This window comes from Luteibacter sp. P1_D3 (genome assembly GCF_056406135.1).
This window is the reverse complement of the sequence record NZ_JBFUAT010000004.1, coordinates 153,758-178,580: the sequence shown is the minus strand read 5'-3', so window position 1 is coordinate 178,580 and position 24,823 is coordinate 153,758. Positions and strand designations below refer to the sequence as shown.

Here is a 24,823-nt window from a genome sequence, read left to right as displayed (position 1 = left end):
CCATGGTAGCCATGTCACTGTTAGATACCGGCGCCCCCGGATTTGGATGCACGCCCCCCGATCTGCCCTAGGTAGTTCTACGCACAGCGATACGCGCTTTTTCCCGACGCCCCTTCCGCAGCCCCATGCGTAGATAGGCGCGACACTCCGGGAGCGCCATCGTGGCCAAGGCATGTAAGGACGTCATCCTCCGAGCGCGGCCTGTGCTTCGCTCGACGCTAGGCCGCCTCCTGTCCCTGGCCCTGGCCGCGACCATGACATCCCCGGCCTTTGGCCAGGCGACACCGCCGTCCAGTGAGGCCAACGACGCCAACAACCCACTCACCCCGAAGATCACCCTCAGCTTTCAGGACCAATGGGCGCCGCAGCTCTACAAGAGCAACGACACCACCAACGCTTTTCTGTTTCGCGGCGTCATCCCCAATGCCGCCTTCGGTACGCCACAGCTGTTCCGTTACACCCTGCCCGTCGCGACAGCTCCGACACCAACGGGAAACACCACCTCGATCGGCGACCTCAACCTGATCGACCTGTTCCCTTTCAAGGTCGGGCACACGGAGGTGGCGATCGGGCCGCAGATCACCGCGCCGACCGCCGGCAAGGATGAAACCGGGACAGGCAAGTGGCAGGCCGGGCTCGCCGTCATCGTCATCGCGCCGCAGACATGGGGACTGCTGGGGACACTCGTCACGTGGCAGCAATCCTTTGCGGGCTCGCGGCGGCGACTGGACCAGAACAACCTGGCGTTCCAGCCGTTGATTCTCTACAACCTGCCCCGTGGGTGGTACCTGCGATCGACAGCGACATGGAACGCCGACCTGCAACGCGGCAACTATGCGATTCCTGTTGGCCTTGGCCTCGGCAAGGTCAAGCTGCTGAAAAGCGGCACCACCTTGAATGTCTTCGTGGAGCCACAGTGGACGGTTTCGCGCAGCGGTGCCGGGCAACCCCAATTCCAGGTGTTCGCCGGGGTGAACCTGCAGTTCCCCATGAAGCGCTGACGCGGCTAAGCTGCGAGGACCTTCAGCTATCCGCACGGGCTCCCGCATGATCGACCATATCGGCATCTACGTTCGCGACTTCGAGCGAAGCAAGGCGTTTTACGTGGCAACGCTGCAGGCCATCGGCTATGAACTTCTCCTGGAGATCCCCGCGTCCGTGACCGGGCGTACGGATGTCGCCGGCTTCGGTGAGAACGGCAAGGCGGACTTCTGGATTTACCGGGGCGAGCCAAACCAGCCTCCCGTCCATGTGGCCTTCCGCGTCAGCACGCAGCACGACGTACGGGCCTTCCACGAGGCGGCCCTGGACGCAGGCGGTCGCGACAACGGTCCGCCGGGCCCGCGCTCCCATTACAGCGACGGCTACTACGGTGGCTTCATCCTCGATCCGGACGGCCATAACATCGAAGCGGCGTTCCACGCCCCCTAGCTTCACATGTCGGACAGCATGCTAGACTTCCGTCCTTTGCAAATGCAACGTATTCGCATCTGATAGGCACCTACCTGGCCCTCCCGCGTCGCAGGAGGCCTGGCTGCCATCAAAACTAGGGTTCAGCATGCTTTCGTCCCACACCCCCAGGGCTGCGGCCCTGCGCCGTCGCGTCAGCGCGGCGTCCATCGCCGCGGCACTCGCCGCCAGCCCCTATGCCGTCCACGCGCAGGATGCCAAGCCGCCGGTCGCCGAGGACGCTGCCACACTGGACTCCATCCAGGTCGCCGGCAGCTGGCTGGGCACGGGCCTGCAGGACAGCGTCAAGACGTTTGCCGGCGCCCGTACGGTGCTCGACGCCACCCAGATCCGCGCCACCGGTGCGACCAGCATCGGCGACGTCATGCGCCGTATCCCGGGTGTGCAGTCCACCGACAACTCCGGCTCGGCCGGTAGCGCGGTGTCACTCAGCATCGGCGTGCGAGGCCTGACCGGTCGATACAGCCCGCGCTCCACGGTGCTGCTCGACGGCATTCCCATGGCCTTCGCGCCATATGGCCAACCACAGCTGTCGGTGGCGCCGGTTACGTTGAACAACATCGAATCCATCGACGTCGTCCGTGGCGGCGGCGCCGTGCGTTACGGGCCGCAGAACGTCGGCGGCATCATCAACTTCAACACGCGCGCCATTCCGACCACGCCCGATCTCAGCGGCGATGTCACGGTGCGCGAGAACGCGTATGGCAAGGGCGGCGGAAGCAACCAGCAATACAGCACCTTCCTTGGCGCCACGATGGCGAACGGGCTGGGCCTCGCCCTGCTCTACTCCGGGATGACCGGCACCGATTGGCGCCGCGGCAGCGACGAGAAGGTCGACGATGTCGCGCTGAAATTCCGTTACCCGGTGAGCCCGACGGCCGAGGTCTACGGCAAGCTTTCGTATTACGACGTGAAGTCGCGCACGCCCGGTGGCCTGACCGTGGCCCAGTACGACGCCGACCCGTTCCAGAACACGCGCCCCACCGACTTCTGGAACGGCCATCGCAAGGCGGCGGACGTCGGTTACATCAATACCCTGTCCGACGACAGCGAAGTCGAAGTCCGCGTCTACGACAACGAAAGTTTCCGCAGCAGCACCCTGATCAACACGGCGGGGACGCAGCTGGCCGTGCAGCCACGCAACTACAAGGTCTTCGGTGTCGAACCGCGCTTCACGCAGCGTTTCGAGCTGGGCCCGACCACCAACGACGTGACGGTCGGCTACCGCTATTTGCGCGAGCGCGGCGATGACGGCAGCTACAACATCAGTACGGCCAGCGGAAAAGTCACCGCACCGACGCGCTTCGACAACTCGACCGATGCGAACGCGGCTTATGTCGACGACCGCATCGCCATCGGCAAGTGGCGCATCACGCCGGGTGTGCGCTTCGAACATATCGACGCCGATCGCGTCGACACGACCTTGAACCAGCAGTACAGCTCGCTGAACAACAAGCCGCTGCCGTCGCTGAACATTTCGTACCTGCTGACACGCGACCTGACGCTGTTCACCGATTACGGCACCTCGTTCGGTCCGGTGCAGAACATCCAGCTCAATTCGCAGTCGGCCACCAACCCGTTGAAGCCGGAACTCGCGCGCACCGCCGAGCTCGGTGCGCGCTGGCAAGGACCGCAGCTGCACGCGGAACTGACCGTGTTCAAGATGCGTTTCGACAACCAGATCCTGCAGGTGCCGGGCATCCAGCCGCCCACCTTCCAGAATATCGGCGCCACCCATCACAAGGGCCTGGAGTCGGCGATCGACTATCAGTTCGCGGACCAGTCTGCGCTGCGCGGCCTGGACCTGTATGCGAACTTCACCTATACGAAGGCGATCCAGGCATCGGGCACGACCTCGGGCCTGGACGTGCCGTTCTACTCGCGTCGTACCGACACGGCCGGCGCGAAGTACCAGCTGGGCCTGTGGACCTTCAACCTCTCGAGCACGCACCAGAGCGGCCAGTTCTCGGACACGGCCAACACGGTCCAGGAGACGCCCGATGCACGCGTGGGTAGCATCCCCGGCTTTCGTCTGTGGAATGCGCAGGTGAGCTGGCAGATTCCCGCCTGGAAAGGCAGCAGCATCGATGCCGGTGTGAACAACCTGACCGACAAGCGCTTCTACACACGCAACGTCGACGGCAATGCGGGCCGCATGGTCGGCGCGCCGCGCACGACCTACGTCCAGTTCCGCGTCGCTATTTGACCGGTTCGAAGTCCGGGATCTCGCTGCTTCGATCCTTCAGGCAGGCCGTACACGTGGTGGCGTCGAGCTCGACCTTCACGTAGTACGTCCTGTCGGCACCTTGCATCGCATCGCTCTGTAGCCGGTAAGTGTCGTCGGCCCTCTCGAGCTGATGCGCCTGCACGCCCGTGTGACCGCCGTCGAAGATGGCGGCCAGTTGCTCCGGCGTCAGGTCGGGAATGCCGATGTCCACCTCGACGGTCTTGGTGCAATCGTGCGCGGTTTGGTCCGAGCAGCGGACGGAATAAGTGACCATGCGGGCTCTCCGGGGACGCGGTAACGAACGTCCACCATAGGCCCGGATCGACCGCGCTCGCCATCCGCCAAGCGATATAGCGAACGAGCCGGCTTACGCGCGCAGCAACGCTCGCATGCCCAAGGCGGTCACCGGACCCACGATCGCCGAGACGGAGGCGTTATCCAACAAAGCCAGCAGCATCGCCTTGGCCTCGGCGTCACTGCTTCGCGATACACGGTCCACGAGCTCGGCCAGTTTCAGCGTGCTGGCCGGCGCCGCCTGTGTCGAGGCGACAGGCGACGCTTTCGGTGGTCGGGCTGCCGGCGGTGRCGCCTTCGCAGCGGAAGCACCGGGCGGCTGCGTATGGGCCTGGGACGTCGTCGGCTCCACGGTCAGCACCAACAGATGCCGATGCACGGTGCCGATACCCAGCGAGCCGTTCGGCTGGAAATCCACCTCGAGCACCTCGAGCGAGGCCTCCCGGCGACCGACCGTCTGGGTGATCACGTCGCCCACGGACACCTGGGGCTCCGACGGGCATGGCAGGCTCACCAGGCCGTCGCCGGCATCCACGCGCGCCTTGTAGACCATGCCGTCGATGGTCACGCGGTCGGGCCAGGCGGTCTTGGCATCCATGGGAGGGCCTCGCAAAGAAAACCATGGTGCCACGGATCCTTCGGGTACATCTGCGACAATGGCCCTGCCCCACAGCCCAACTGGCCCTTTTCGATGAAGAAATCCAAGTCCGCCGCTCCCCCGGTGACGACCCTGCATCCACGCAACCGCCATACCGGGCGCTACGACTTTGCCGAGCTGTCGCGCCAGATGCCGCTCCTCGCCGCCTATGTCGGCGACAACGGCCACGGTGAAGACAGCATCGACTTCTCGGATCCGCATGCCGTGCGTGCGTTGAACCGCGCGCTGCTGAAGTCGCAATACGGCATTGCCCACTGGGATATCCCACCCGACTATCTGGTGCCGCCGATCCCCGGTCGCGCGGATTACGTCCATGGCGTCGCGGACCTGCTTGCCAGCTCCAACGGCGGCGAGATCCCCACCGGTCCCGGCGTCCGCGCCCTGGACATCGGTACGGGCGCCAACCTGATCTACCCCCTTATCGGCAACCGTGAATACGGTTGGCGCTTCACCGCGTCCGAAGTGGACACCGGCGCGCTGCGTGCCGCCAAGGGTATTGTCGACGGCAACCCGGGCCTGGGCGACGGGATCTTCCTGCGCCGCCAGGAGAACCCGATCCACATCTTCGAGCAGCTGCTGCGCCCCGAAGACCGCTTCGACGTCAGCATGTGCAATCCGCCCTTCCATGCGTCCGCCCGCGAAGCCGCGGCCGGCAACATCCGCAAGACGCGTAACCTGGACAAGCAGGCGGCCCCGCGCACCACCAACCTCAACTTCGGCGGCCAGGGCCGCGAACTGTGGTGCCGTGGCGGCGAGGAGCGCTTCATCCGCACGATGATCACGGAAAGCACGAGTTACTCGCGCACCGTGCTCTGGTTCACCACCCTCGTCGCGCGCGGCGAACATATTCCCGAGATCTATCGGGAGCTCACCCGCGCCAAGGCACTCGACGTGCGCACCGTGAATATGGCGCAGGGCAACAAACAGAGTCGCTTCGTCGCCTGGACGTTCCATGACGAGGCGGCCCAGCGAGAGTGGCATCGCGAGCGGGAACGGAAGCGCACCGCCGGCTATTGAGCCGTCAACGAGGTTTTGCGAAGTGCCTTGCAAATCCATGGCTTGCACGTTCTTTCGATAGGCTCAGCCTCTTGTCACGATAACTTCAATCAATTTCTGCAATGTATCCGTGCACCGTATAGTCGAACGCATGCGTTCATAGGCAATGCCGGAGTGCGATCCTTCGTCCCGGCCCACCCCAGGAGAAGCGCGAATGACGAACGAAGCGAAGTGCCCGTTCAATCACACCGCCGGCGGCGGTACGACGAACAAGGATTGGTGGCCTAAACAGCTGCGCGTGGATCTGCTCAACCAGCACTCGTCGCGATCCAATCCGATGGATCCGGACTTCAACTACGCCGAGGCCTTCAAGAAGCTCGACCTGGCGGCAGTAAAGAAGGATCTCCTCGCCGTCATGACGGATTCGCAGGATTGGTGGCCTGCGGACTTCGGGCACTACGGCGGGCTCTTCGTTCGCATGGCCTGGCATAGCGCCGGCACCTATCGCATCGGCGATGGCCGTGGCGGCGGTGGTCGCGGTCAGCAACGCTTCGCACCACTGAACAGCTGGCCCGATAACGTCAGCCTGGATAAGGCGCGCCGCCTGATCTGGCCGGTCAAGCAGAAATACGGTCGGAGCATCTCCTGGGCCGACCTCATCATCCTGACCGGCAACGTCGCCCTGGAAAGCATGGGCTTCAAGACGTTCGGCTTTGCCGGCGGCCGCGAAGACACCTGGGAACCCGACCAGGACGTCTACTGGGGCACGGAAACCGAATGGCTCGGTGGCGATCACCGCTACGGCAAGGGCAAGAAGACAGGCAACGAACACGACGCCGGCGCGCACGAGGAAGGCGTGATCACGGCCGAGGCGGAGCTTCACGGCATCGAAGAAGACCGCACCGAAGACGGACGTCTCCTTGAAAATCCGCTCGCCGCCGTGCAGATGGGCCTCATCTACGTCAATCCGGAAGGTCCCGAGGGCAATCCCGATCCCATCGCGTCGGCCATCGACATCCGTGAGACGTTCGGCCGCATGGCCATGAACGACGAGGAGACCGTCGCGCTCATCGCGGGCGGCCACACTTTCGGCAAGACGCACGGCGCGGGCGATGCCAAGCACGTCTTGAACGAACCGGAGACCGGCGGTCTCGAAGACCAGGGCTTCGGCTGGAAGAACACGTACGGCAGTGGCAAGGGCGCAGACACGATCACCAGCGGCCTGGAAGTCACCTGGACGCAGACACCGACGAAGTGGAGCAACCAGTTCTTCGAGAACCTGTTCGGCCACGAGTGGGAACTGACCAAGAGCCCGGCCGGTGCGAACCAGTGGGTCGCGAAGGATGCCGAAGCGACGATTCCCGACGCCTACGATGCGTCGAAGCGCCATCGTCCCACGATGCTCACCACCGACCTGGCGCTGCGCCTGGATCCCGCGTACGAGAAGATTTCACGGCGCTTCCTCGAGCACCCGGATCAGTTCGCCGATGCCTTCGCCCGCGCCTGGTACAAGCTCACCCACCGTGACATGGGACCGCGCGCCCGCTATCTCGGACCGGAAGTGCCCAGCGAAGAGCTGCTCTGGCAGGACCCCGTGCCCGCTGCCGACCATGCGCTGGTCACCGACGCCGACGTCACCGCGCTGAAGACGAAGATCCTCGCCTCGGGCCTGACCACCGCCGAGTTGGTATCGACGGCATGGGCATCCGCCTCGACGTTCCGCGGTTCGGACAAGCGCGGCGGCGCCAATGGTGCGCGCATCCGCCTGGCGCCGCAGAAGGACTGGAAGGTCAACCAGCCCGCGCAGTTGTCGAAGGTACTGGCRAAGCTGGAAAGCCTCCGTTCCGAGTTCGGCGCCGGCGGCAAGACCATCTCCCTCGCCGACCTGATCGTGCTCGCCGGTAGCGCCGCGGTCGAACAGGCCGCGAAAGATGCCGGCCAGTCGGTCACGGTGCCCTTCGCTCCCGGTCGTACCGATGCGTCGCAGGAACAGACCGATGTCGAGTCGTTCGCGTCCCTCGAACCGGTCGCCGATGGCTTCCGCAACTTCGTCAAGGGCAAGTACAGTGTTCCGTCGACGGCCCTGCTCATCGACAAGGCGCAGTTACTGACCCTCACGGCCTCCGAAATGACCGTGCTGATCGGTGGCCTGCGCGTGCTCGGTGCCAACGTGGAAGGAGCGGCACATGGCGTCTTCACCGATCGCCCGGGCAAGCTGACCAACGACTTCTTCCGCAACCTGCTCGACATGCGGACGGAGTGGAAGGCGACCGGACGTGACACGTTCGAAGGCGGCGAGCGCGGCAAGGGCACACGCAAGTGGACAGCGACCGACGTCGACCTGGTCTTCGGCTCGCATGCGGTCCTGCGTGCGCATGCCGAGGTCTATGGCAGCGCGGACGCCAACGAGAAGTTCGTCAGGGACTTCGTCGCGGCCTGGACGAAGGTCATGAACCTTGATCGATACGATCTGAAGAAATAAAGGCCGCGTCATGTTGACGAACCCGCCCAGGCTCCGCCGGGCGGGTTTTTTTACGACTGCCCCCTGGGCTGCCGCTTACGGTGGGAGCCGGCTACGCCGGCGATGGTTTCGCCACAACCTTCCAGCCACCAACAGGAACAAATGCAGCTCCCTTTCGACAAGCCATACCGTCATCCCCGACGGATGGTACGCAGTTGATCATCCAAGGAACGCACCCATGTCCGAAACCATCACGATCACCTCAGACGCAGGCGACTTCGCCGCCTACGTTTCCTATCCCACGACCGAGAACGCACCGTCGGTGGTCGTGCTGCACGAAGTCTTCGGCGTCAACGACGATGTCCGCCAGACCTGCGATGCCCTCGCCGCGCAAGGATTCATCGCTGTGGCGCCCGACCTCTTCTGGCGTCAGCAGCCGGGCGTCGATCTCAGCGTCACATCCGAAGCGGACTGGAAGGCGGGGCTGGCCCTCTACATGGCCTACAACCGCGACGAAGGTGTCGCCGACGTAGTCGCCACCATCGCAACTGCCGGCAAGCTCAAGGGCGCAACCGGCAAGGTCGCCGTGATGGGTTACTGCCTGGGTGGCCTGATGACCTTCCTTACCGCGGCGCGAAGCAACGTCGATGTGGCGGTCGCCTTCCACGGTGGCGATACCGAGAGCTATCTCGGCGAGGCCGGGTCGATCGCCGCGCCCTTCCTCATGCATCTGGCCGAGGAAGACGAGTACATCACCAAGGACGCACAGGCTGCCATCAAGAAGGCACTCGATGGCAAACCTAACGTCACGATCTACAGCTACCCAGGCTGCAATCACGCGTTCTCGCGTCACGGTGGCGCTCACTACGATGCGGCCGCCGCGAAGACCGCGAACGACCGCACTTGGGCGTTCCTGAAAGACAAGCTGGCCTGATCGGCGCTCGGTAGGAGCCGATTCATCGGCGATCCCGCGGCAGCGGGCCAGGGTGCCGCTAGCACCCAATCGCCGATAAATCGGCTCCTACATGGGCTATTACGGGATGGCGTTACGCGCGGCGTCTTCGATCAACGCGGCGACTTCCTTCGGATGGGATTCGTACACGGAGTGGCTGGCGCCTTGCACTTCGATGGTGTGGCTGTGCGCGCGCTTGGCGTACATCCGCTCGAGATCGGGATTGATGATGCGATCGGCGGTGGCGACCGCGTACCAGCTGGGCTTGGTCTTCCATGCCGGCTGGCCTGCAGGCAYCGTGAATACTTCAGCCGCCGTGAGCTCCTGGGCCTGCGCCTCGAATTCCGCTTGCGCTTTCGGAAGGTCGGCGGCGAAGTCGGCCGGGTAGAACGCCGGATCGAGATAGGTAAAGCCATCGGCCGTTTTCTTCACGGCCTTGGTCTTGTTGGGATAGAGCTTGCCGTTGCCGACTTCGGTCTCACCCTGGTCGAGCGCGTGCGCGGCGATATACACCAGCCCCGCCACCTTGGGATCGTTGCCGACATCGGTCACGATCGCGCCGCCGTAGCTGTGGCCGACGAGGATAGTCGGACCATCCTGCATGTCCACGATGCGCTTGACGGCCGTCACATCGTCGTTGAACGACGTGAGCGGATGCTCGGCGATGGACACGTGGTACCCATCCTTGGTCAGGATGTCGTACGCCGGTTTCCATCCGCTGCCGTTCACCCAGGCACCGTGCACCAGCACGATGTTTTTCACCGGCGTGGCCGCGATGACCGGGTTGCTCATGACGGCGGCACCGAGCACGAGGCCGGCGGAAAAAAGAAACGTCTTTGTCGTGGTGCGCATGATCGTAGCTGTCCTCGGATAGGCGTGAGTTAGAACGTGGACACATGCTGTGCCCTGCGCCTTACCGAAAACTTTCTCGAAAATGACGGCCCTGTAAACGCGGCGGCCGCGACACCAAGCGACGATGGTTTGCTGCAAATCCGGTGCAGCGAAACTGAAGCTCAGGCCAACGTGGTCAGTTCAACCGGCAACACCGTGTCACCGCTGATGATCTGCGCCTGCCCATCCTGGACCATGAACTGGATTTGCATAGTGCGCTGGGTGAGCGCGGCGAGTGCCTCGACCGTTGCCGGCGCGATATCGATCACTGAGACGTTCTTCGTCCGCGCAACGGCAGCCGAGGTCTTCTTCCACCAGACTTCGGCACTGCGCCCGCTATAGGTGTAGACGATGACGCGATTGGCGCGACCCGCGGCACGACGGATGCGCTGCTCGTCGGGCTGGCCGACCTCGATCCACAGATCGACCTCGCCGGTGAGCTCCTTGCGCCACAGGTCCGGCTCGTCCTCAGAGCTGATGCCCTTGCCGAAGGCCAGCGAATCGTCGGCGTTGAGAGCGAAGGCAAGCACGCGGACCATCATGCGCTCGTCGGTTTCCGACGGGTGCTGGGCGATGGTCAGGGGGTGCGCCTGGTAGTAGTGCCGGTCCATGTCGCTGACCTGCAGATCGGCCTTGAAGACCGTGGATTTGAGTGCCATGGGGTCGATTCTACAGGAGTCCGCCCTGGTCCCTGCCCTATTCCCCTGAAGCCCGGCTCGCGGGATGATCGGGCCAGGGGTCACGAAGGGGGTACTTCGCATGCCGCATCAGGATCAACAGGTCGAACGTCTCACGTTCTTCTCGGACGCCGTGTTCGCTATCTCCATGACCTTGCTCGTCATCGATATCAAGGTGCCGGAGCCTGCTGCCGACACCGACGCGGCCTGGTTGCAGGCACTGGCCGATCTCATCCCGCACTTCGTCGGTTTCGTTCTTACCTTCTATGTGGTGGGCGCTCTGTGGGCCGCACATCACCGTACGTTCGGACGACTTCGCCATTACGATCCAGCGGTCGTCTGGCCCAACCTGACCCTGCTGATGATGGTGGCCTTCATTCCGTTTCCGACAGCCTTGATGAGCACACACTTCACCGACCGCGTGCCACAGATGGTCTACGCCATCACCCTGATCGTGGCGGGCCTGTGCCAGTACCGCTTGCTGAAACGTGCACTACAGGCGCCGTATCTCTATCCAGACGTCACGAAAGACGATGTCGCCGTCGCGATACGCCGCAGCCTGGGCATGCCCGGCATGGCGCTGGTAGCCCTCTTGCTGGCCATCAGGTGGCCGGGCCTGAGCAACCTGCCGCTTATGCTGACGCCCTTCTTCGTCATGCTCCTGGCGCGGATGAAGCGGTCGGCGCCGGTCGCCTCGACCCAGGATCCAGGCTGACGCCCCCTCAACCGCCTCCACGTATGGCCGCCAGCAGCGCGTCGCGGCCGAACGGCTTCTGCAACTGGACCGCGATGCCGGGTGCCGTCGCGGGCAACTCCGAGTAACCGCTCGCCAGCACGACGCGGAGCCCCGGCCGGATCGAGGCCAGTCGGGTGGCCAGCTCGGATCCCGTCATGCCGGGCATCGCGTGGTCGGTCACGACAGCCACGAGCTCGTCGATCGTTTCCAGCCGACGCAGTGCTTCGTTGGCCGAAGCGGCGCCGCGGGCGTCGTAACCGGCGTAATTGAGCATCTCGACCGCGGTGGAGAGGACGAGCGGATCGTCGTCGACCACCAGGATCACCGGCAGCGGACCCTTGACGTCGACAGCCTGCCGGCTTACGCGGCGGGGTTCGGTATGCGTGGGCACCGGCAAGGCCGTCGCCTCCGATGGCGCCACGGGAAGGTAGATGGAAACGGTCGTGCCGGCATCGTCGCTTTCGAGTTGCAGGGCCCCACCGGACTGCTGGGCGATGCCGTGCACCATCGACAGGCCGAGACCGGTGCCCTTGCCGACGCCCTTCGTGGTGAAGAAAGGCTCCGTCGCCCGGGCGAGGGTCGTGGCGTCCATCCCCGAGCCGTTGTCGGCGATCGACAGGCGCACGTAATCACCCGGCTCCAGATGCAGCAGATGCGGTTTATCGATCGCCTCCGTCGCGGCCTGGATGGTGATGATTCCACCTTCCCCCATCGCATCGCGCGCGTTCACGCAAAGATTGAGGACACACAGCTCGAGCTGATTGATGTCGCCCATGACATCCGGAAGAGCCAGTGGAAAGCGAACCTCGATCGCGATGGACGGGCCGAGCGAGGTCCGCAACAGGTCCGACATCCCCGAGACGAGTGTCACGACATTCACCGGCTCGAGATGGAGTTGCTGGCGACGCGCAAAGGCCAGCATGCGCTGCGTCAGGCTGACGCCACGGCGTACGCCGGTCAGCGCATTTCCCACGAGCCGGTTGAGGCGTTCGGGCAATTCGGCGTGGTCGCGCATCAGCTCCAGGTTGCCCTGCACGGCCATCAACAGGTTGTTGAAATCGTGCGCCACGCCGCCCGTCAGCTGGCCCACCGCTTCGAGTTTCTGCGACTGGAAGAGCGCTTCGCGCGCCTGTTCCAGTGCCTGCGCGGAAGCGCGCCGCTCGGTGACATCGCGGGTGACTTTCGCGAAGCCGACGAGCTTGCCGGTGTCGTCCGTAATCCGGTCGATCACCACATGTGCCCAGAATCGGCTGCCGTCCTTGCGCAACCGCCAACCCTCGGTCTCGATCCGTCCCTCACGCGCCACGGCTTCGAGGTTGGTGGTCGGTTCATCGCGCGCGACATCTTCGGGGGTGAAGAATGCGGAGTAATGCCGCCCGATGACCTCCTCGGGCGCATAGCCTTTGATTCGCTCCGCGCCCGAGTTCCAGCTCGTTATGTGGCCGCCGGGGTCGAGCATGTAGATGGCATAGTCGGCAACGCCCTGGACCAGCACGCGGAATTGTTCCTGGCTGCGCCTGAGTTCCTCGTCGAGTTGCTTGCGCTCCGTGCGGTCGCGCATGACCACGCCAAAGCCCAGCGGCGTATCGCCGTCGCGCACGGGGTCGATGAGTATCTGCGCCCAGAATCGGGTGCCATCCTTACGCACCAGCCAGCCATCGAGCTCGCTGCGCCCTTCGCGAAGCGCCGTATCGAGCAGGGCCCCCGACGCCCCCGCCCCATTGTCCTCGCCCGAAAACAGCAAGGAAAACGGCATACCGATCATGTCGGCGGCGGAATATCCGGTAGCGTGCAGCGCGCCGGCGTTCCAGGTCGCGACAGCCCCTCCCGGCTCGAGCCAGAAGATGGCGTAGTCGGAAATGCCTTCGACAAGACGACGGTAGGCGGAATCATCCATGCGTGCGGAGTCTCGGTGCGTGGTCATGCGTCAAGGTACTGCCTCTGGCCCGGCGCTCCGTGAAGTGACCTTCACACGACGAGCGCCGTCGCTCAGTCTTCTTCGGGATCGACGGGGGCGACATCCATGCCGTCATAGGCACCCAGGCCATGCGCGGCGGCAAACGCGTAGAGCTCTCCGTTGCGCTTGTCCAGGCTGTCTGGCGTATGCACTTCGATCTTTTCGACGTGCAGCATCCAGAGGTCGGCGTCGCCCGGCTCATCCTTGTCAGCCAGGAAGACGTCGACGAGTCGATAACCGTCCTGTTCGAGCGATGGGGCCGCGGCGCGCAGCTTATCGGCCGATGCGTCGGTGAAGAAATAGCCCCAGATCAGCGGCGCGGACAGGTCCCAGTCCGTATTGTCGGCAATCTGTTCGAACATCAATTCAAGCTGTTTTTTCTCGATCACGGCGTCGTCCCATTAAGAATGGCCCGCAGGATACTGCGGCGGCGACTTTTTTGTATCCGAACGTATCCGTGGAATCGCCGGATACAGAGTGTTTCAAAACCGCAACGGCAGGTGCAATCAAGCCCGGGCACGCAGCGTTATCGTCGTTCTCCAGACCACAGGAGAGTCGACGATGTCGGATGCACTCGATCAAAAGCGCCGGAAATTCATGGGCGCCGCGGCGCTGGGTGTCGCCCTTGCCCCGCTCGGGCTGGCAAGCCTCGCCAGCGCCAGGCCTGCCGCCGCTGGCACGGGGCCTTCCGCCGGTGCCGCCGATACGCCGGGGGCGCCGGGCACGTCGGCGACCTCGTTCCGTGCGATCAAGCAGGTAAAGGCCGGTGTGCTCGACATCGGCTATGCCGAAGACGGTCCGGCGAAGGGCCCGGTAGTCATCCTTGTTCACGGCTGGCCCTACGACATCTACAGCTTCGTGGATGTCGCACCGATCCTCGCCGCCGCGGGCTACCGGGTGATCGTGCCGTATCTCCGTGGCTATGGCAGCACCACCTTCCTCTCGGCGGACACGCCGCGTAATGGCCAGCAGGCCGCGATCGCCTCCGACATCATCGCCTTGATGGACGCGCTGAAGATCAAGAAAGCCACCCTAGCCGGCTTCGACTGGGGTGCGCGCACGGTCAACATCATGGCGGCCCTGTGGCCCGAGCGGTGCAAGGCGATGGTCTCGGTCAGTGGTTACCTCATCGGCAGCCAGGAAGGGAACAAAAAGCCGCTCCCGCCGAAGGCCGAGCTGCAGTGGTGGTACCAGTACTACTTCACCACTGAGCGCGGCCGCGAGGGTTATACCCAGCACACCCACGACTTCGTCCACCTGATCTGGGAGCAGGCCTCACCCCAGTGGCATTTCGACGATGCCACCTTCGAACGATCGGCGCCCGCGTTCACCAACCCCGACCATGTGGCGATAACGATCCACAACTATCGCTGGCGTCTGGACCTTGCCGAAGGCGAAGCGAAGTACGACGCGCTGGAAGCGAAGCTCGCCACCTTCCCGACGATCGGCGTGCCGACGATCACCATGGAGGGCGATGCCAATGGTGCACCGCATCCAGATCCGGCCAATTACGCGAAGAAGTTCACCGGCAAGTACGAGCACCGGCTGATCACGGGTGGCATCGGACACAACCTTCCGCAGGAAGCCCCGCAAGCCTTTGCCAAGGCGATCATCGACGTTGAAAAGCTGTGATGAAGCCTGTCTATTTTGCCGTGCCCGCCGCGACCCTGCTGTTGGTAGCCGTATGGATGGCTGGATCGTCCGCGAGGGCCGGGGAGAAGCCAACATCGGCGTCTCCTATCTACGGCGTGACCATTCCCGACGGCTACCGGCAGTGGGAACTGATCGCGCCGGCGATCGAAGCGGATCCGCTCAATGAGATCCGCTCCGTCCTGGGTAACCGCAAGGCGGTCGAGGCTTACCGCAGCGGTAACCTGCCCTTTCCCGACGGCACGGTCCTGGTAAAGCTCGCGTGGAAGAAAGCGCCATCCCCCGAGTTCGCGCCGGCGACCATCCCCGGCGAGGCGACCACGGTACAGGTGATGGTCAAGGACTCGAAGAAATATGCTTCCACCGGTGGCTGGGGATTCGGTCGTTTCGTCAATGGGCAGGCGGTCGACGAAGCACAGCACCAGACGTGTTTTGCCTGCCACCAGGCGCGCGTACGCGGTCACGATTTCGTGTTCACGAGATACGCCAGGTGAGTCGCGAGGCATGACGATCTCAGCGTAAGTCGACTTCGTCCTCCAGCCGCTCCACGCGCACGGCCAGCTTGTTTTCGCGCAGGGCGAAGGCCGAATGGCCTTGTTCCAGATCGCCCACGGCCACGCGATCGCGCTTGGCCGTCGCGTTCGGTTCCGCCTTGTAAACGGCCACATCGAACACGACGGGCGAGAGGCTGGTGACGCTGACGTTCAGGGTGTCTCGGCTTTCGGCATCTTTCACGCCGCGACCGCCCTGCTGGGACGCCGAATAGACGAGCCTCTGGGAGTCCACCATGACGACCATGATCCGGTACGGCTTGTCGTCGTACATTGCCGTGACGACGAAGGTCTGCACGAAGGCGACGGTCCGGGCCGAATAGGGAATCGGCGGAATGAGTTCGTCGGTGATCGGCGCAGCGCGCGGGATGGTCCGGGGGACATCGAGGACTGACGTGGCCGGCACACCCGCGCGCACGGCTGCCACGGCACTCACCGCGCCGGGTGGCGTGGCGGCGACCGCCACGAACGGCAGGATCAGAGCCACCATCGTGAGCCACGCGGCGCGCATGCCCGTTTATCCTTACGTCAACGTCGACAGCCATTAAGCGCCGCGCTGCAGGCGGGTTCCATCCGTAGTTGTACGCACAACCGGCCAATCACCCTAGAATGTGCGCCCCCACCGATTCCGCCGCTCATAGCGGTGCGAGGAGCTTCCTTGTCGCACTATGCCGGTCCACTTCTGACCCTGCCGCTCGCCCAGGCACTGCTTGGCGCGCGCGACGACGGTGTCACCGGATGGACGGCATCCATGGACCTGGGCCGTACGGAGGAACCGGTCACCCTGCAGGCCGACACGTGGCAGTGGAAGGGCCACGCGTACCCCTACCCGGGCAAGCTAAAGGACCGCACGGTCTACGTCTGGGACGGCGAGGATTTCTCGCCGGTGTCGCGCTTCTCTGGCTCGTTGATCAAGCTGGTGCCCACACCCTGGGGTGCGCCGACCTTCGAGATCGACGGCATCAAGATGCTGCCGACGGCGAAGGAGTCGCCCTTCGAGGACGCGCGCCGCAAGGTCGCCCTCATCGAACCTCGCGGTAAGGTCGTGCTCGACACCTGTGGCGGGCTGGGTTATTTCGCCGCCTGCTGCCTCGAAGGCGGCGTAGCCCGGGTCCTCTCGTTCGAAAAGAACGAAGACGTGCTCTGGTTGCGCACGCTTAACCCGTGGTCGCCGGATCCGGACGCTGCATCCACCGACGGCCGCCTGAGCCTGACCCACGGCGACGTGTCGCAGGCGATCGCGGCGATTCCAGACGCCTCTGTCGACGCCTTGCTGCACGACCCGCCGCGCTTCGGCATCGCCGGCGAGCTCTACTCGCAGGTGTTCTACAACGAACTGGCCCGTGTCCTCCGTCGTGGCGGCCGTCTGTTCCATTACACCGGCAGCCCGAACAAGCTGACCAGCGGCCGGGACGTGCCGCGCGAGGTGGCCAAACGGCTGGAGAAGGCTGGCTTCAAGGCGGAACTGGCGCTGGATGGCGTGCTCGCCGTCCGCCGGTAAGGTCGGATCCGGTCAGGGCGAGGCCGGCCGTCGCGCCTCGATCAACATGCCGACACGTTCCCTGTCGACCGGCGTCGCCGGCGTGTAGATGATCAGACCCAGCTCGGGCCGTCCGTCCACGGCGAACGACGAATACTCCAGTGTCAGCTCGCCCACCAGCGGATGCGCGAACTGCTTGCTGCCTTCGCCGTAGCTCTGCAGGTCGTAATCGTTCCAGATGGTCTCGAACTCGGGACTGAGCGCCATGAGTTCGTCCACGAAACCCTTGACCTTTTCGGTCGCACCCAGGCGGGCGGTATCGGCGCGAAAGGCGGCGACGGCAAAACGCGCGTGCGCTTCCCAGTGCCGTGTCTTGCTACGCACACGGTCGCTGGCAAACAGCAGCTTCAGCACATTGCGTCGTTCCGGCGGCAGCGTTCCGTAGTCGGTAAGCACGGCCGCGGCCGCCGCGTTCCAGCCGACGATGTCCCATTGCGCGGTTTTTACGATGGCCGGACTGAACTGAAGCGAATCCAGCACACGCTGAAGCTGTGGTGTGATGGCTTCGGATGCCTGATAGATCACCTCGGGCGGGCGGTTCTGGGCCAGCAGGAACAGATGCTCACGCTCGACCGCCGTCAGCGCGAGCGCAGTGGCGAGGCGATTGAGCACTTCGTTGGACGGCGCGCCACCCCGCCCCTGCTCCAGCCAGGTGTACCAGGTGGCACTCACGTTCGCCCGCAAGGCGACCTCTTCCCGCCGCAAGCCCGGCGTGCGCCTCCGGGTGGTCGGCATACCGAAGGCGGCGGGATCGAGTTTGGCGCGGCGGTCCTTGAGGTAACTGCCGAGCGGATTGTCGGGCGACATACTCATGGCGGGATTATGTGCCTGTCGGCCGGTCTTTTGTAGGAGCCGGCTGCGCCGGCGAATCCTCAGGGCACGGCTATCGCGAGTGAGGCCTTGCGTCGGATCGGGCGAGCGGTTGACCGCTCGCCTCACCACCCGGCCTCACTCGCTTGTTCGATACGCTGAGGGTTCGCCGCTGAAGCGGCTCCTACGACATCCCGCGAGCCTCTGCCCTACGCTGCTGATACGGATAAAAGCGGTTCTCGCGCAACTCGTGTTCGATGCGTTCCAGGCTCTTGCCGTTAGTCTCGGGGACGAGGTAGTAGATGAACACTAAGGCGAACAGCGAAATCACCGCATACAGCCAGAACGTATGTGCCGCGCCGAGCCAGGTCACCAGCGAAAGCGTCGTCAGGGTGACGATCAAGTCGAAGAACCAGTGGCTGAAGGCGCCCAGACTGGCGCCCTTCCCGCGCACGAACAACGGATACACCTCGGAGTTGATCAGCCAGATGCAGACGCCGAAGCCGCCGCAGTTGAGCATCAGGTAAGCGGCCAGGCAGGCGACCACCGCCCAGCGGCTGACGTCCGTCGTCGGGCCCGCGCCTTGGAACAGGTAGCCCATCACCGCGAGCGCGACGATCGAACCGGGGATCATCCAGAGCAGGTAATTGCGGCGACCGATGCGGTCGACCAGGAAGCTGCCGAAGACCGTCATGATGACGACGAGGATCGTGCTGCCGCCCGTCGCCAGCACGGCGACCTTATCGGAGAAGCCGGCCTTGGTCAGGATGGTCGGCGCGTAGTAAATCAGCGCGTTGTTGCCGGTGATCTGCGAGAACATCGAGATGCTCGCACCGACGATCACGGCCGGGCGGATCCACGGTTTGAAGAGGTCCTTCCACGTGCCGACCTCCTGGTTCTGCGTCACCGTCTGGATCTCGGCTACTTCAGCTTCGGCGGCGGCATGCGTGCCACGGACACGCTCGAGTACCGCGACGGCCTCCTTCTGGCGCTCCTTCACCACCAGCCAGCGCGGGCTTTCCGGCAGTACCAGCATGCCCAGGAGCAGGACGATCGCAGGCACCACGCCGAGGCCGAACATCCAGCGCCAATGCTCGCCGAGCACGAAGCCGGTGAAGTACGCGATGGTGATACCGAACACCACCATGAACTGGAACAGCACCACCATCTTGCCGCGGTGTTGGGGCGGCGCGACCTCAGCGATGTACACCGGGATGATCTGGGTCGAACTACCCGCGGAGAGGCCGAGCAGGAAACGCGAGGCGATCAGCAGCTCGACGTTCGGCGACATCGCCGAGGCGATCGAGCCCAGCGCGAACAGCACGCCGACGAAGACGACCATGCGCTTGCGGCCAAAGCGATCGGACAGCGGCCCGGTGCCGAGGCAGCCGAACAATGCGCCGAAGATGATCGCGCCGGTGACCAGTTGCTTAGCCGTGTCGTCGAGCGCGAATTGCCGACCCAGGCCCAGCAGCGCAACGCCGATGATGCCGGTGTCGTAACCGAATAACAGGCCGCCCAGCGCGGCTACCACCGCGATACCCACTACCAGCCCCAGATTCGGCGTAGCCGCTGCGGGGGCGTCCATCGTGTCACTCAGAGTGCGCATGTTTCGTCTCCAGCTCGATGCGGGCGCGGAAGTCGGCGCGACTGGCGGTCGCGGCGATGAGGCGGGCATTCGGCTCGTCGGTGTTTTCTATCCAGTCGAGCGCGTCTTCGCGGCTGCGTCCGAAGCGCATGTGGCGCTCCAGGAGCTGTGCCTTGCGCTGCGCGCCGTCGACGTCGACATACCAGGCCTCGTCGAGGAGCCCATGGACTTCGGACCAGGGGCCTTCGTCGAGGAGCAGGTAATTGCCCTCGGTGATAACCAGGCGGACGTCGGATGCGATGGGAATTTCTCCCGCCACAGGCTCCTCGATCTCTCGATGGAAGGCTGGCGCATAAACGGTTTCGCCGGTACGCGGACTTCGGAGCCGTCGTAACAGGGCGACATAGCCGTAACCGTCGAACGTATCGTGCGCGCCTTTGCGGTCGGCACGATCCAGTCGCTTCAGCTCGGCGTTGGCCAGATGGAAGCCGTCCATCGGAACGATGACAGCCGCCTTGCCAAGATGAGCGACCAACTGCGCCGCCAAGGTGGACTTCCCTGCTCCCGGCGCACCGGCGATGCCGAGGATCCGGCGACCTCCGCGCGCCATGAGCGCTTCCACGCGCTCGCGAACCTGTGTGTCGATCATGCTCTCACCAGCGAATACCTGCCGAGAAAGCTAACGGTCGTCATGTTATGTGTGCATGAAATTCGGCCATCGTTTTTCACCGCGTCGATTAAGATTCCTTCATGTCCGCTTTATCCCCGGAGGACGAAGTGTCCGGACATTGCCCAGCCTGTGCTCCGCAAAAGGCGACGGCATATAGGTGCCATCCCTTTCTCGCGATGGCCAAGACCATGAGTACGCAATCCCTGCCGAACACTGCCAGCCCTGCCAAAGGTGGCTGGCTGGCGGTCGCCGCCGTGACGCTGGCGGCGTTCGCCTTCGTCACCACCGAGTTCCTGCCCATCGGGCTGCTGCCGCAGATCACGGGCGAGCTTCACCTCAAGACCGGTATCGGCGGCCTGATGGTCACGACGACGGGGCTGGTCGCCGCTGTCGCCGCGCCGCTGACGACCGTCCTGGCGGGCCGCCTGGATCGCCGCAATGTGCTGCTGCTCCTTTCGGTGCTGCTCATGGCCGCCAACATCGTCGCCGCGTCGGCCACGGGCTTCGCCACCATGCTGGTCGCGCGTGCGCTGCTCGGCATCGCGCTGGGCGGCTTCTGGGCCGTGGCCCTGGCCGCGGCGAGTCGACTCGTGCGTCCCGAGCAGGCGGCCCTCGCAACGGCGACGATGTTCGCCGGCATCACCTTCGCCACCATCATCGGCGTGCCTCTGGGCACCCTGATCGGTAGCGTGGCGTCGTGGCGTGACGCCTTCCTCGCCACGGGTGCGCTGGTCTTGATCGCCCTCATCGCGCAGTGCTTCCTGCTGCCCCGCCTGCCTTCGGATACCGTGGTGAAGACGATGGACTTCGGTACGTTGCTGCGTCGACCCAGCTCGCGCCTCAGCCTGATCATGATGGCGGTGGTGATCGCAGCGCACTTCACGGCTTATACGTACATCGCCCCCTTCCTGATCGAGCGTGCAGGCTTCGACGAGCATGGCATCACCGCGGTACTGCTTGGCTTCGGTGCGCTGGGCTTCATCGGTAATTTCCTCGCCCCCAGGGCGATCGCGAAGGACCTGCGTTGGTCGCTGGCCGGCGCGATGCTGCTGCTCGGAGCGACGATCTTTGCACTACCGCTGCTGGGCATGTCGCACATCGCCGCGAGTGCCGACGTCCTGCTCTGGGGCATGGCTTACGGCGCGCTGCCGGTCGCATTGAGCGTGTGGATGTCGCGTTACGCCGGCGATCACCCGGAGGCCAGCTCGGCCCTGTTCGTCACCACTTACCAGCTCGCTATCGCGGCCGGTTCCTTCGTCGGTGGCCGCGTCGTAGACAGTGCCGGTGTCGTACCGGCACTGGTCGTCGGCGGCGTCGCCGTTGTCGTGGCGCTGGGGCTGCTGTTCGGCTTCGGCGGGCATAAGCCCGCCTCGGCCTACTAAACCAACATGCCGCCAGAAACCTCGATACGCTGACCGCTGATCCAGCGGTTGGCGTCCGAGAGCAGGGACGCGATCATCGCGCCGAGGTCGTCCGGCAGGCCGACCCGGCCCAGCGCAGTCATGCCGGCGATACGCTCGGCCACGGCCGGGGTATCGCGCACCATGCCACCGCTGAAGTCCGTGGCGACGGCGCCCGGTGCGACAGTGTTCACCGCGATGCCGCGAGGACCGAGCTCGGCCGCCATGTAACGCGTCAGCACTTCCACGGCGCCCTTCATCGCACCATAGGCTGAACTGCCCGGCATCGAGACGCGCGCAAGACCGGACGAGATATTGATGATCCGTCCACCGTCGGCGATGAGCGGCAGCAGCTTTTGCGTGAGGAGGTACACGCCCTTGAAGTGCACGTTGTAGATGCCGTCGAGCTCTTCCTCGGTGGTCTGGTCGAAGGGCTTGTGCAACGACTGGCCAGCGTTGTTCACCAGGTAGTCGAACCGCTCCGCGCCGAGCTCGGCGATCGCCGTCTTCGCACGTGCGACGAAAGCGTCGAACGAGTTGGCGACACCGGTGTCCAGGGGCAGCGCGATGGCGCGCCGGCCCTGTGCCTCGACCGCGGCGACCACCTTGTTCGCTTCTGCCTGATTCTCGCGATAGGTAAAGATGCTATCGACACCAAGCGCAGCCAGGTGAAGCACGGTGCTGCGGCCGATGCCGCGGCTGCCGCCGGTGACGATGGCGATCTTGTTAGCGTTTTCGTTGGTCACGATGTGTCCTCGGGAGTGTGGGGCCTGCACAGAAGATAGGCCTCCAACGCGTCGGACTGAATGCGTGAACTCGCTCCATTCTTGCCTGATCCTGCCAGCGGGACTAGCATGGGGTCCATGACTTCCGAATTGATCCAGGCCCTGCTCCGCCACACGGATAGCCAGGCATCCTATGGACCGATGCTGACGAACGTCCCAGGCATGGTGCTGTTGCGGTCCGATCACGAACGGCCACCGAGTCACCTGATCTTCCGACCCGCCCTGTGCATCGTGGTGCAAGGCGCGAAGTGGGCCGTGTTCGGCGATCGTCACATGGATTACCGCGCCGGACAGGCACTCATCGTCAGCGTGGAAACGCCGGCGCTCGGGCGCGTGGCGCAAGCCAGCCCGACCGAACCTTATCTCGGCATCATCATCGAATTCGATCTGGCGATCATGCGCGACGTGGCCGACACGCTGGGCACGCCGGCACCCGGCGGCGACGGTCCTCGCTCGGGTGTCTTCGTCACCGATTTCGACGGCCCACTCGCCGACTGCACCTTGCGCCTGGTGCGCCTGATGGATACGCCACAGGCCATTCCGCTGCTGTACCCGTCGATCATGCGCGAAATCGCCTACTGGCTCCTCAGTGGCCCACACCGGGTCGAGGTGGCCCGCATGGTCCTGGCGAACACGCACGCCCATCGCGTGATCGCCGCCATCCATCGGCTACGCGATCGCTTTACCGAGCCCATGCGCATCGACGATCTGGCGGCCAGTGCGCAGATGAGCGCATCGGCCTTCCATCGCCAGTTCCGCCAGCTCACGTCGATGACGCCACTGCAGTACCAGAAGCAGATGCGCCTGCTCGAAGCCCGGCGACTGATGGTCGGCGAAGCCGTCAGCGCCGAAGCGGCGGCCTTCGCCGTCGGCTACGAAAGCGCGTCCCAGTTCAGTCGCGAGTACTCGCGGATGTTCGGTCTTCCCCCGCGGCGGGACGCGAAGTTGCTGCAGCAGGCTTGAGTCCGCGTTTCAGCGGCACATCCTTCATCCACCAGGCCAGTGCGAATGCGACGGCGATGACGCCTGCGGCGACGTGGTAAACCGTGTGCAACGACGCACCGAAGGCGTGCAGGTAACGGGCGTGGATGTCTGGCGGCAACTTGGCGACGGCGTCCGGTCCGAATGAACGCGGCGAGCCCGCGCCCGGCGTCATGAAATCGGCCGTGCGCGACTGCAGGCCATGGGTGAAGATCGTGCCGAACACGGAGACGCCGATCGAACCGCCGATGGAGCGGAACATGGTCACGCCCGAGGTCGCGACGGCCATGATCTTGATGTCGACGCTGTTCTGCGTGGCCAGGATCAGCACCTGCAGCACCATGCCAAGGCCAAGGCCGAGCAGCCCTGCGTAGGCATAGATCAGCGCGATCGGGCTTTCGTCCTCGAGCGTACCCAGCAGGAGAAGCGCGATCGTCGCAATGAACGTACCGACGATCGGGAACATGCGATAGCGCCCGATCTTGCTGATCACGCGGCCGCTGACGATCGAGCTGACCAGTACGCCACCCATCAGGGGCAACAACTGCATGCCCGCGCCGGTCGGCGACACGCCCTTGACCACCTGAAGGTACAGCGGGAGGAAAGTGGTCGAGCCGAACAAGGCCGCGCCGACGAACAAGCCGATCAGGCAGCTGAGCAGAAAAGTGCGATGGCGAAAGAGCCCGAGCGGGATGATCGGTTCCTCGGCGATGGTTTCCTCGTAGATGAAACCGGCGACGCCGACCACGGCGAACGCGAGGATGAACCACAGCTCGGCCGCGTTCCAGGGCAATAGCGTGCCGCCCTCGGTCGTGAACAGGATCAGGCAGCTGAGCGACAAGGCGAGCCAGCCGGCGCCCCAGTAATCGATCTTGTGCTTCACGTGGCGCACGTGCGGATGGAACACCGCCGCGATCACCACCAGCGACAGGATGCCCAGCGGCAGGTTCACGTAGAAGATCCAGCGCCAGGATAGGTGGTCGACCATGAAGCCGCCGATCAGCGGGCCGATCACGGTCGCCAGCCCGTACACCCCGCCGAACAGACCCTGGAATTTGCCCCGGTCCGCCGGAGGAATCACGTCGCCGATCGCCGCCATGGTGATCACCAGCAGACCGCCACCGCCCAGGCCCTGCAGCGCGCGCATGAGGATCAGCTGGGTCATGTCCTGCGCGAGCCCGCATAGCACGGAACCGACCAGGAAGATGACGATCGCCGTCTGCAGGACGATCTTGCGGCCGAACAGATCGCCGAACTTTCCGTACAGCGGCACGACGACGGTGGATGTCAGCAGGTACGAAGTGACCACCCAGGACAGCTGATTGAGCCCGCCTAGGTCACCGACGATGGTCGGCAGCGCGGTGGAGACGATGGTCTGGTCGAGGGCGGCCAGGAGCATGACCAGCATCAGCGCGGGGAACAGCAGCCGCAACGAGGGCGGCGCCGGCTGGGACGGCGGGGGCGCGGCCGTCGGGAGCACGGCATCGGGCGTTTGGGCCGGTGGCTCAAGCGTTTCAGTGCTCACGAGG

At 64.5% G+C, this 24,823-nt stretch carries 23 protein-coding genes and 3 pseudogenes; 12 read left to right on the top strand and 14 right to left on the bottom strand.

Annotated features, from left to right (window positions below; translation table 11 throughout):
* Positions 1-161 precede the first annotated feature (161 nt).
* From AC1DYM_RS05060 to AC1DYM_RS05050, 3 genes are all read left to right on the top strand, one after another.
* Positions 162-1,001 carry a hypothetical protein gene (locus AC1DYM_RS05060; protein WP_477336555.1) on the top strand — a complete coding sequence of 280 codons (840 nt, stop codon included), beginning with the start codon at positions 162-164 and terminating at the stop codon, positions 999-1,001.
* A gap of 46 nt (positions 1,002-1,047) precedes the next feature.
* The gene (locus AC1DYM_RS05055; RefSeq protein WP_477336553.1) at positions 1,048-1,431 is read left to right on the top strand and encodes a VOC family protein; all 384 of its coding nucleotides are present in this window, start codon (positions 1,048-1,050) and stop codon (positions 1,429-1,431) included.
* 127 nt (positions 1,432-1,558) lie between these two features.
* Entirely contained in the window at positions 1,559-3,676 is a 2,118-nt protein-coding gene (locus AC1DYM_RS05050; protein WP_477336551.1) for a TonB-dependent receptor family protein, read from the top strand.
* Here AC1DYM_RS05050 and AC1DYM_RS05045 read toward each other — a convergent pair.
* Positions 3,669-3,971 carry a hypothetical protein gene (locus tag AC1DYM_RS05045; RefSeq protein WP_477336549.1) on the bottom strand — a complete coding sequence of 101 codons (303 nt, stop codon included), beginning with the start codon at positions 3,969-3,971 and terminating at the stop codon, positions 3,669-3,671. The two genes, AC1DYM_RS05050 and AC1DYM_RS05045, sit on opposite strands and share 8 nt — an antisense overlap.
* A gap of 93 nt (positions 3,972-4,064) precedes the next feature.
* Positions 4,065-4,589: a hypothetical protein gene (locus AC1DYM_RS05040; RefSeq protein ID WP_477336547.1), complete on the bottom strand. Its 525-nt coding sequence runs from the start codon at positions 4,587-4,589 to the stop codon at positions 4,065-4,067.
* A gap of 93 nt (positions 4,590-4,682) precedes the next feature.
* Here AC1DYM_RS05040 and rlmF point away from each other — a divergent pair, with 93 nt between their 5' ends.
* The 3 genes from rlmF to AC1DYM_RS05025 all read left to right on the top strand — a co-directional run bounded on the left by rlmF (position 4,683) and on the right by AC1DYM_RS05025 (position 9,040).
* Positions 4,683-5,666, top strand: coding sequence for a 23S rRNA (adenine(1618)-N(6))-methyltransferase RlmF (gene rlmF / locus AC1DYM_RS05035; RefSeq protein ID WP_477336545.1), 984 nt, complete (start codon positions 4,683-4,685; stop codon positions 5,664-5,666).
* 193 nt (positions 5,667-5,859) lie between these two features.
* Complete coding sequence (katG, locus tag AC1DYM_RS05030) at positions 5,860-8,127, top strand: catalase/peroxidase HPI (RefSeq protein WP_477336543.1); 2,268 nt, start codon at positions 5,860-5,862, stop codon at positions 8,125-8,127.
* Between the two features lie 217 nt (positions 8,128-8,344).
* The gene (locus tag AC1DYM_RS05025) at positions 8,345-9,040 is read left to right on the top strand and encodes a dienelactone hydrolase family protein (RefSeq protein ID WP_477336541.1); all 696 of its coding nucleotides are present in this window, start codon (positions 8,345-8,347) and stop codon (positions 9,038-9,040) included.
* A gap of 99 nt (positions 9,041-9,139) precedes the next feature.
* Here the strand turns inward: AC1DYM_RS05025 and AC1DYM_RS05020 are convergent, their stop codons facing one another.
* Entirely contained in the window at positions 9,140-9,910 is a 771-nt protein-coding gene (locus tag AC1DYM_RS05020) for an alpha/beta hydrolase (protein ID WP_477336539.1), read from the bottom strand.
* 161 nt (positions 9,911-10,071) lie between these two features.
* Positions 10,072-10,608: a YaeQ family protein gene (locus AC1DYM_RS05015; protein WP_046967632.1), complete on the bottom strand. Its 537-nt coding sequence runs from the start codon at positions 10,606-10,608 to the stop codon at positions 10,072-10,074.
* Positions 10,609-10,708: 100 nt separating this feature from the next.
* Here AC1DYM_RS05015 and AC1DYM_RS05010 point away from each other — a divergent pair, with 100 nt between their 5' ends.
* On the top strand, positions 10,709-11,341 hold the full coding sequence (locus tag AC1DYM_RS05010; protein WP_477336537.1) for a TMEM175 family protein: 633 nt from the start codon (positions 10,709-10,711) through the stop codon (positions 11,339-11,341).
* A 7-nt stretch (positions 11,342-11,348) separates the two neighbouring features.
* Here the strand turns inward: AC1DYM_RS05010 and AC1DYM_RS05005 are convergent.
* The 4 genes and pseudogenes from AC1DYM_RS05005 to AC1DYM_RS04990 form a co-directional block, all read right to left on the bottom strand.
* Positions 11,349-11,672: pseudogene (locus tag AC1DYM_RS05005) on the bottom strand (response regulator); the annotation flags it as partial.
* A 111-nt stretch (positions 11,673-11,783) separates the two neighbouring features.
* Positions 11,784-12,884 (bottom strand): annotated as a pseudogene (locus AC1DYM_RS05000) (PAS domain S-box protein); the annotation flags it as partial.
* A gap of 9 nt (positions 12,885-12,893) precedes the next feature.
* Positions 12,894-13,259: pseudogene (locus AC1DYM_RS04995) on the bottom strand (PAS domain-containing protein); the annotation flags it as partial.
* 92 nt (positions 13,260-13,351) lie between these two features.
* On the bottom strand, positions 13,352-13,708 hold the full coding sequence (locus AC1DYM_RS04990) for a ribonuclease E inhibitor RraB (protein WP_477336535.1): 357 nt from the start codon (positions 13,706-13,708) through the stop codon (positions 13,352-13,354).
* 172 nt (positions 13,709-13,880) lie between these two features.
* Between AC1DYM_RS04990 and AC1DYM_RS04985 the strand changes: the two genes are divergently transcribed.
* Together AC1DYM_RS04985 and AC1DYM_RS04980 are read left to right on the top strand one after the other, a co-directional pair.
* Positions 13,881-14,951, top strand: a complete 1,071-nt coding sequence (locus tag AC1DYM_RS04985; protein ID WP_477336533.1) for an alpha/beta fold hydrolase — start codon at positions 13,881-13,883, stop codon at positions 14,949-14,951.
* Positions 14,951-15,463, top strand: coding sequence for a cytochrome P460 family protein (locus AC1DYM_RS04980; protein ID WP_477336531.1), 513 nt, complete (start codon positions 14,951-14,953; stop codon positions 15,461-15,463). The genes AC1DYM_RS04985 and AC1DYM_RS04980 overlap by 1 nt, the downstream gene beginning before the upstream one ends.
* A 19-nt stretch (positions 15,464-15,482) precedes the next feature.
* On the opposite strand, the gene AC1DYM_RS04975 is transcribed toward AC1DYM_RS04980, so the two are convergent.
* The gene (locus AC1DYM_RS04975; protein WP_477336529.1) at positions 15,483-16,031 is read right to left on the bottom strand and encodes a hypothetical protein; all 549 of its coding nucleotides are present in this window, start codon (positions 16,029-16,031) and stop codon (positions 15,483-15,485) included.
* A gap of 147 nt (positions 16,032-16,178) precedes the next feature.
* Here AC1DYM_RS04975 and AC1DYM_RS04970 point away from each other — a divergent pair, with 147 nt between their 5' ends.
* On the top strand, positions 16,179-17,021 hold the full coding sequence (locus tag AC1DYM_RS04970; protein ID WP_477336527.1) for a class I SAM-dependent methyltransferase: 843 nt from the start codon (positions 16,179-16,181) through the stop codon (positions 17,019-17,021).
* 12 nt (positions 17,022-17,033) lie between these two features.
* Here AC1DYM_RS04970 and AC1DYM_RS04965 read toward each other — a convergent pair whose 3' ends face one another.
* The 3 genes from AC1DYM_RS04965 to AC1DYM_RS04955 form a co-directional block, all read right to left on the bottom strand.
* Positions 17,034-17,873 (bottom strand): helix-turn-helix transcriptional regulator, encoded by an 840-nt coding sequence (locus AC1DYM_RS04965; RefSeq protein WP_477336525.1) that lies wholly within the window; start codon positions 17,871-17,873, stop codon positions 17,034-17,036.
* Positions 17,874-18,054: 181 nt separating this feature from the next.
* Positions 18,055-19,479 carry a sugar porter family MFS transporter gene (locus AC1DYM_RS04960; RefSeq protein WP_477336523.1) on the bottom strand — a complete coding sequence of 475 codons (1,425 nt, stop codon included), beginning with the start codon at positions 19,477-19,479 and terminating at the stop codon, positions 18,055-18,057.
* Positions 19,463-20,107 (bottom strand): nucleoside/nucleotide kinase family protein, encoded by a 645-nt coding sequence (locus AC1DYM_RS04955; RefSeq protein WP_477336521.1) that lies wholly within the window; start codon positions 20,105-20,107, stop codon positions 19,463-19,465. The genes AC1DYM_RS04960 and AC1DYM_RS04955 overlap by 17 nt, the downstream gene beginning before the upstream one ends.
* Positions 20,108-20,316: 209 nt before the next feature.
* On the opposite strand from AC1DYM_RS04955, the gene AC1DYM_RS04950 reads away from it, so the two are divergent.
* Positions 20,317-21,510 (top strand): MFS transporter, encoded by a 1,194-nt coding sequence (locus tag AC1DYM_RS04950; protein WP_477336519.1) that lies wholly within the window; start codon positions 20,317-20,319, stop codon positions 21,508-21,510.
* On the opposite strand, the gene AC1DYM_RS04945 is transcribed toward AC1DYM_RS04950, so the two are convergent.
* Positions 21,507-22,274 (bottom strand): SDR family NAD(P)-dependent oxidoreductase, encoded by a 768-nt coding sequence (locus AC1DYM_RS04945; RefSeq protein ID WP_477336517.1) that lies wholly within the window; start codon positions 22,272-22,274, stop codon positions 21,507-21,509. The two genes, AC1DYM_RS04950 and AC1DYM_RS04945, sit on opposite strands and share 4 nt — an antisense overlap.
* A 117-nt stretch (positions 22,275-22,391) precedes the next feature.
* On the opposite strand from AC1DYM_RS04945, the gene AC1DYM_RS04940 reads away from it, so the two are divergent.
* The gene (locus AC1DYM_RS04940; protein WP_477336515.1) at positions 22,392-23,276 is read left to right on the top strand and encodes an AraC family transcriptional regulator; all 885 of its coding nucleotides are present in this window, start codon (positions 22,392-22,394) and stop codon (positions 23,274-23,276) included.
* Here the strand turns inward: AC1DYM_RS04940 and AC1DYM_RS04935 are convergent.
* Entirely contained in the window at positions 23,206-24,819 is a 1,614-nt protein-coding gene (locus AC1DYM_RS04935) for an MDR family MFS transporter (protein WP_477336513.1), read from the bottom strand. The two genes, AC1DYM_RS04940 and AC1DYM_RS04935, sit on opposite strands and share 71 nt — an antisense overlap.
* Between the last annotated feature and the right edge of the window lie 4 nt (positions 24,820-24,823).

Coding starts and splice junctions, on each gene's coding strand:
- AC1DYM_RS05045 (WP_477336549.1), bottom strand. CDS start 3,971: ATGGTCACTTATTCCGTCCGCTGCTCGGACCAAACCGCGCACGATTGC.
- AC1DYM_RS04980 (WP_477336531.1), top strand. CDS start 14,951: ATGAAGCCTGTCTATTTTGCCGTGCCCGCCGCGACCCTGCTGTTGGTA.
- AC1DYM_RS05050 (WP_477336551.1), top strand. CDS start 1,559: ATGCTTTCGTCCCACACCCCCAGGGCTGCGGCCCTGCGCCGTCGCGTC.
- AC1DYM_RS04985 (WP_477336533.1), top strand. CDS start 13,881: ATGTCGGATGCACTCGATCAAAAGCGCCGGAAATTCATGGGCGCCGCG.
- AC1DYM_RS05015 (WP_046967632.1), bottom strand. CDS start 10,608: ATGGCACTCAAATCCACGGTCTTCAAGGCCGATCTGCAGGTCAGCGAC.
- AC1DYM_RS04940 (WP_477336515.1), top strand. CDS start 22,392: ATGACTTCCGAATTGATCCAGGCCCTGCTCCGCCACACGGATAGCCAG.
- rlmF (WP_477336545.1), top strand. CDS start 4,683: ATGAAGAAATCCAAGTCCGCCGCTCCCCCGGTGACGACCCTGCATCCA.
- AC1DYM_RS04950 (WP_477336519.1), top strand. CDS start 20,317: ATGAGTACGCAATCCCTGCCGAACACTGCCAGCCCTGCCAAAGGTGGC.
- AC1DYM_RS05055 (WP_477336553.1), top strand. CDS start 1,048: ATGATCGACCATATCGGCATCTACGTTCGCGACTTCGAGCGAAGCAAG.
- AC1DYM_RS04965 (WP_477336525.1), bottom strand. CDS start 17,873: ATGAGTATGTCGCCCGACAATCCGCTCGGCAGTTACCTCAAGGACCGC.
- AC1DYM_RS04975 (WP_477336529.1), bottom strand. CDS start 16,031: ATGCGCGCCGCGTGGCTCACGATGGTGGCTCTGATCCTGCCGTTCGTG.
- AC1DYM_RS04960 (WP_477336523.1), bottom strand. CDS start 19,479: ATGCGCACTCTGAGTGACACGATGGACGCCCCCGCAGCGGCTACGCCG.
- AC1DYM_RS04955 (WP_477336521.1), bottom strand. CDS start 20,107: ATGATCGACACACAGGTTCGCGAGCGCGTGGAAGCGCTCATGGCGCGC.
- AC1DYM_RS05025 (WP_477336541.1), top strand. CDS start 8,345: ATGTCCGAAACCATCACGATCACCTCAGACGCAGGCGACTTCGCCGCC.
- AC1DYM_RS05010 (WP_477336537.1), top strand. CDS start 10,709: ATGCCGCATCAGGATCAACAGGTCGAACGTCTCACGTTCTTCTCGGAC.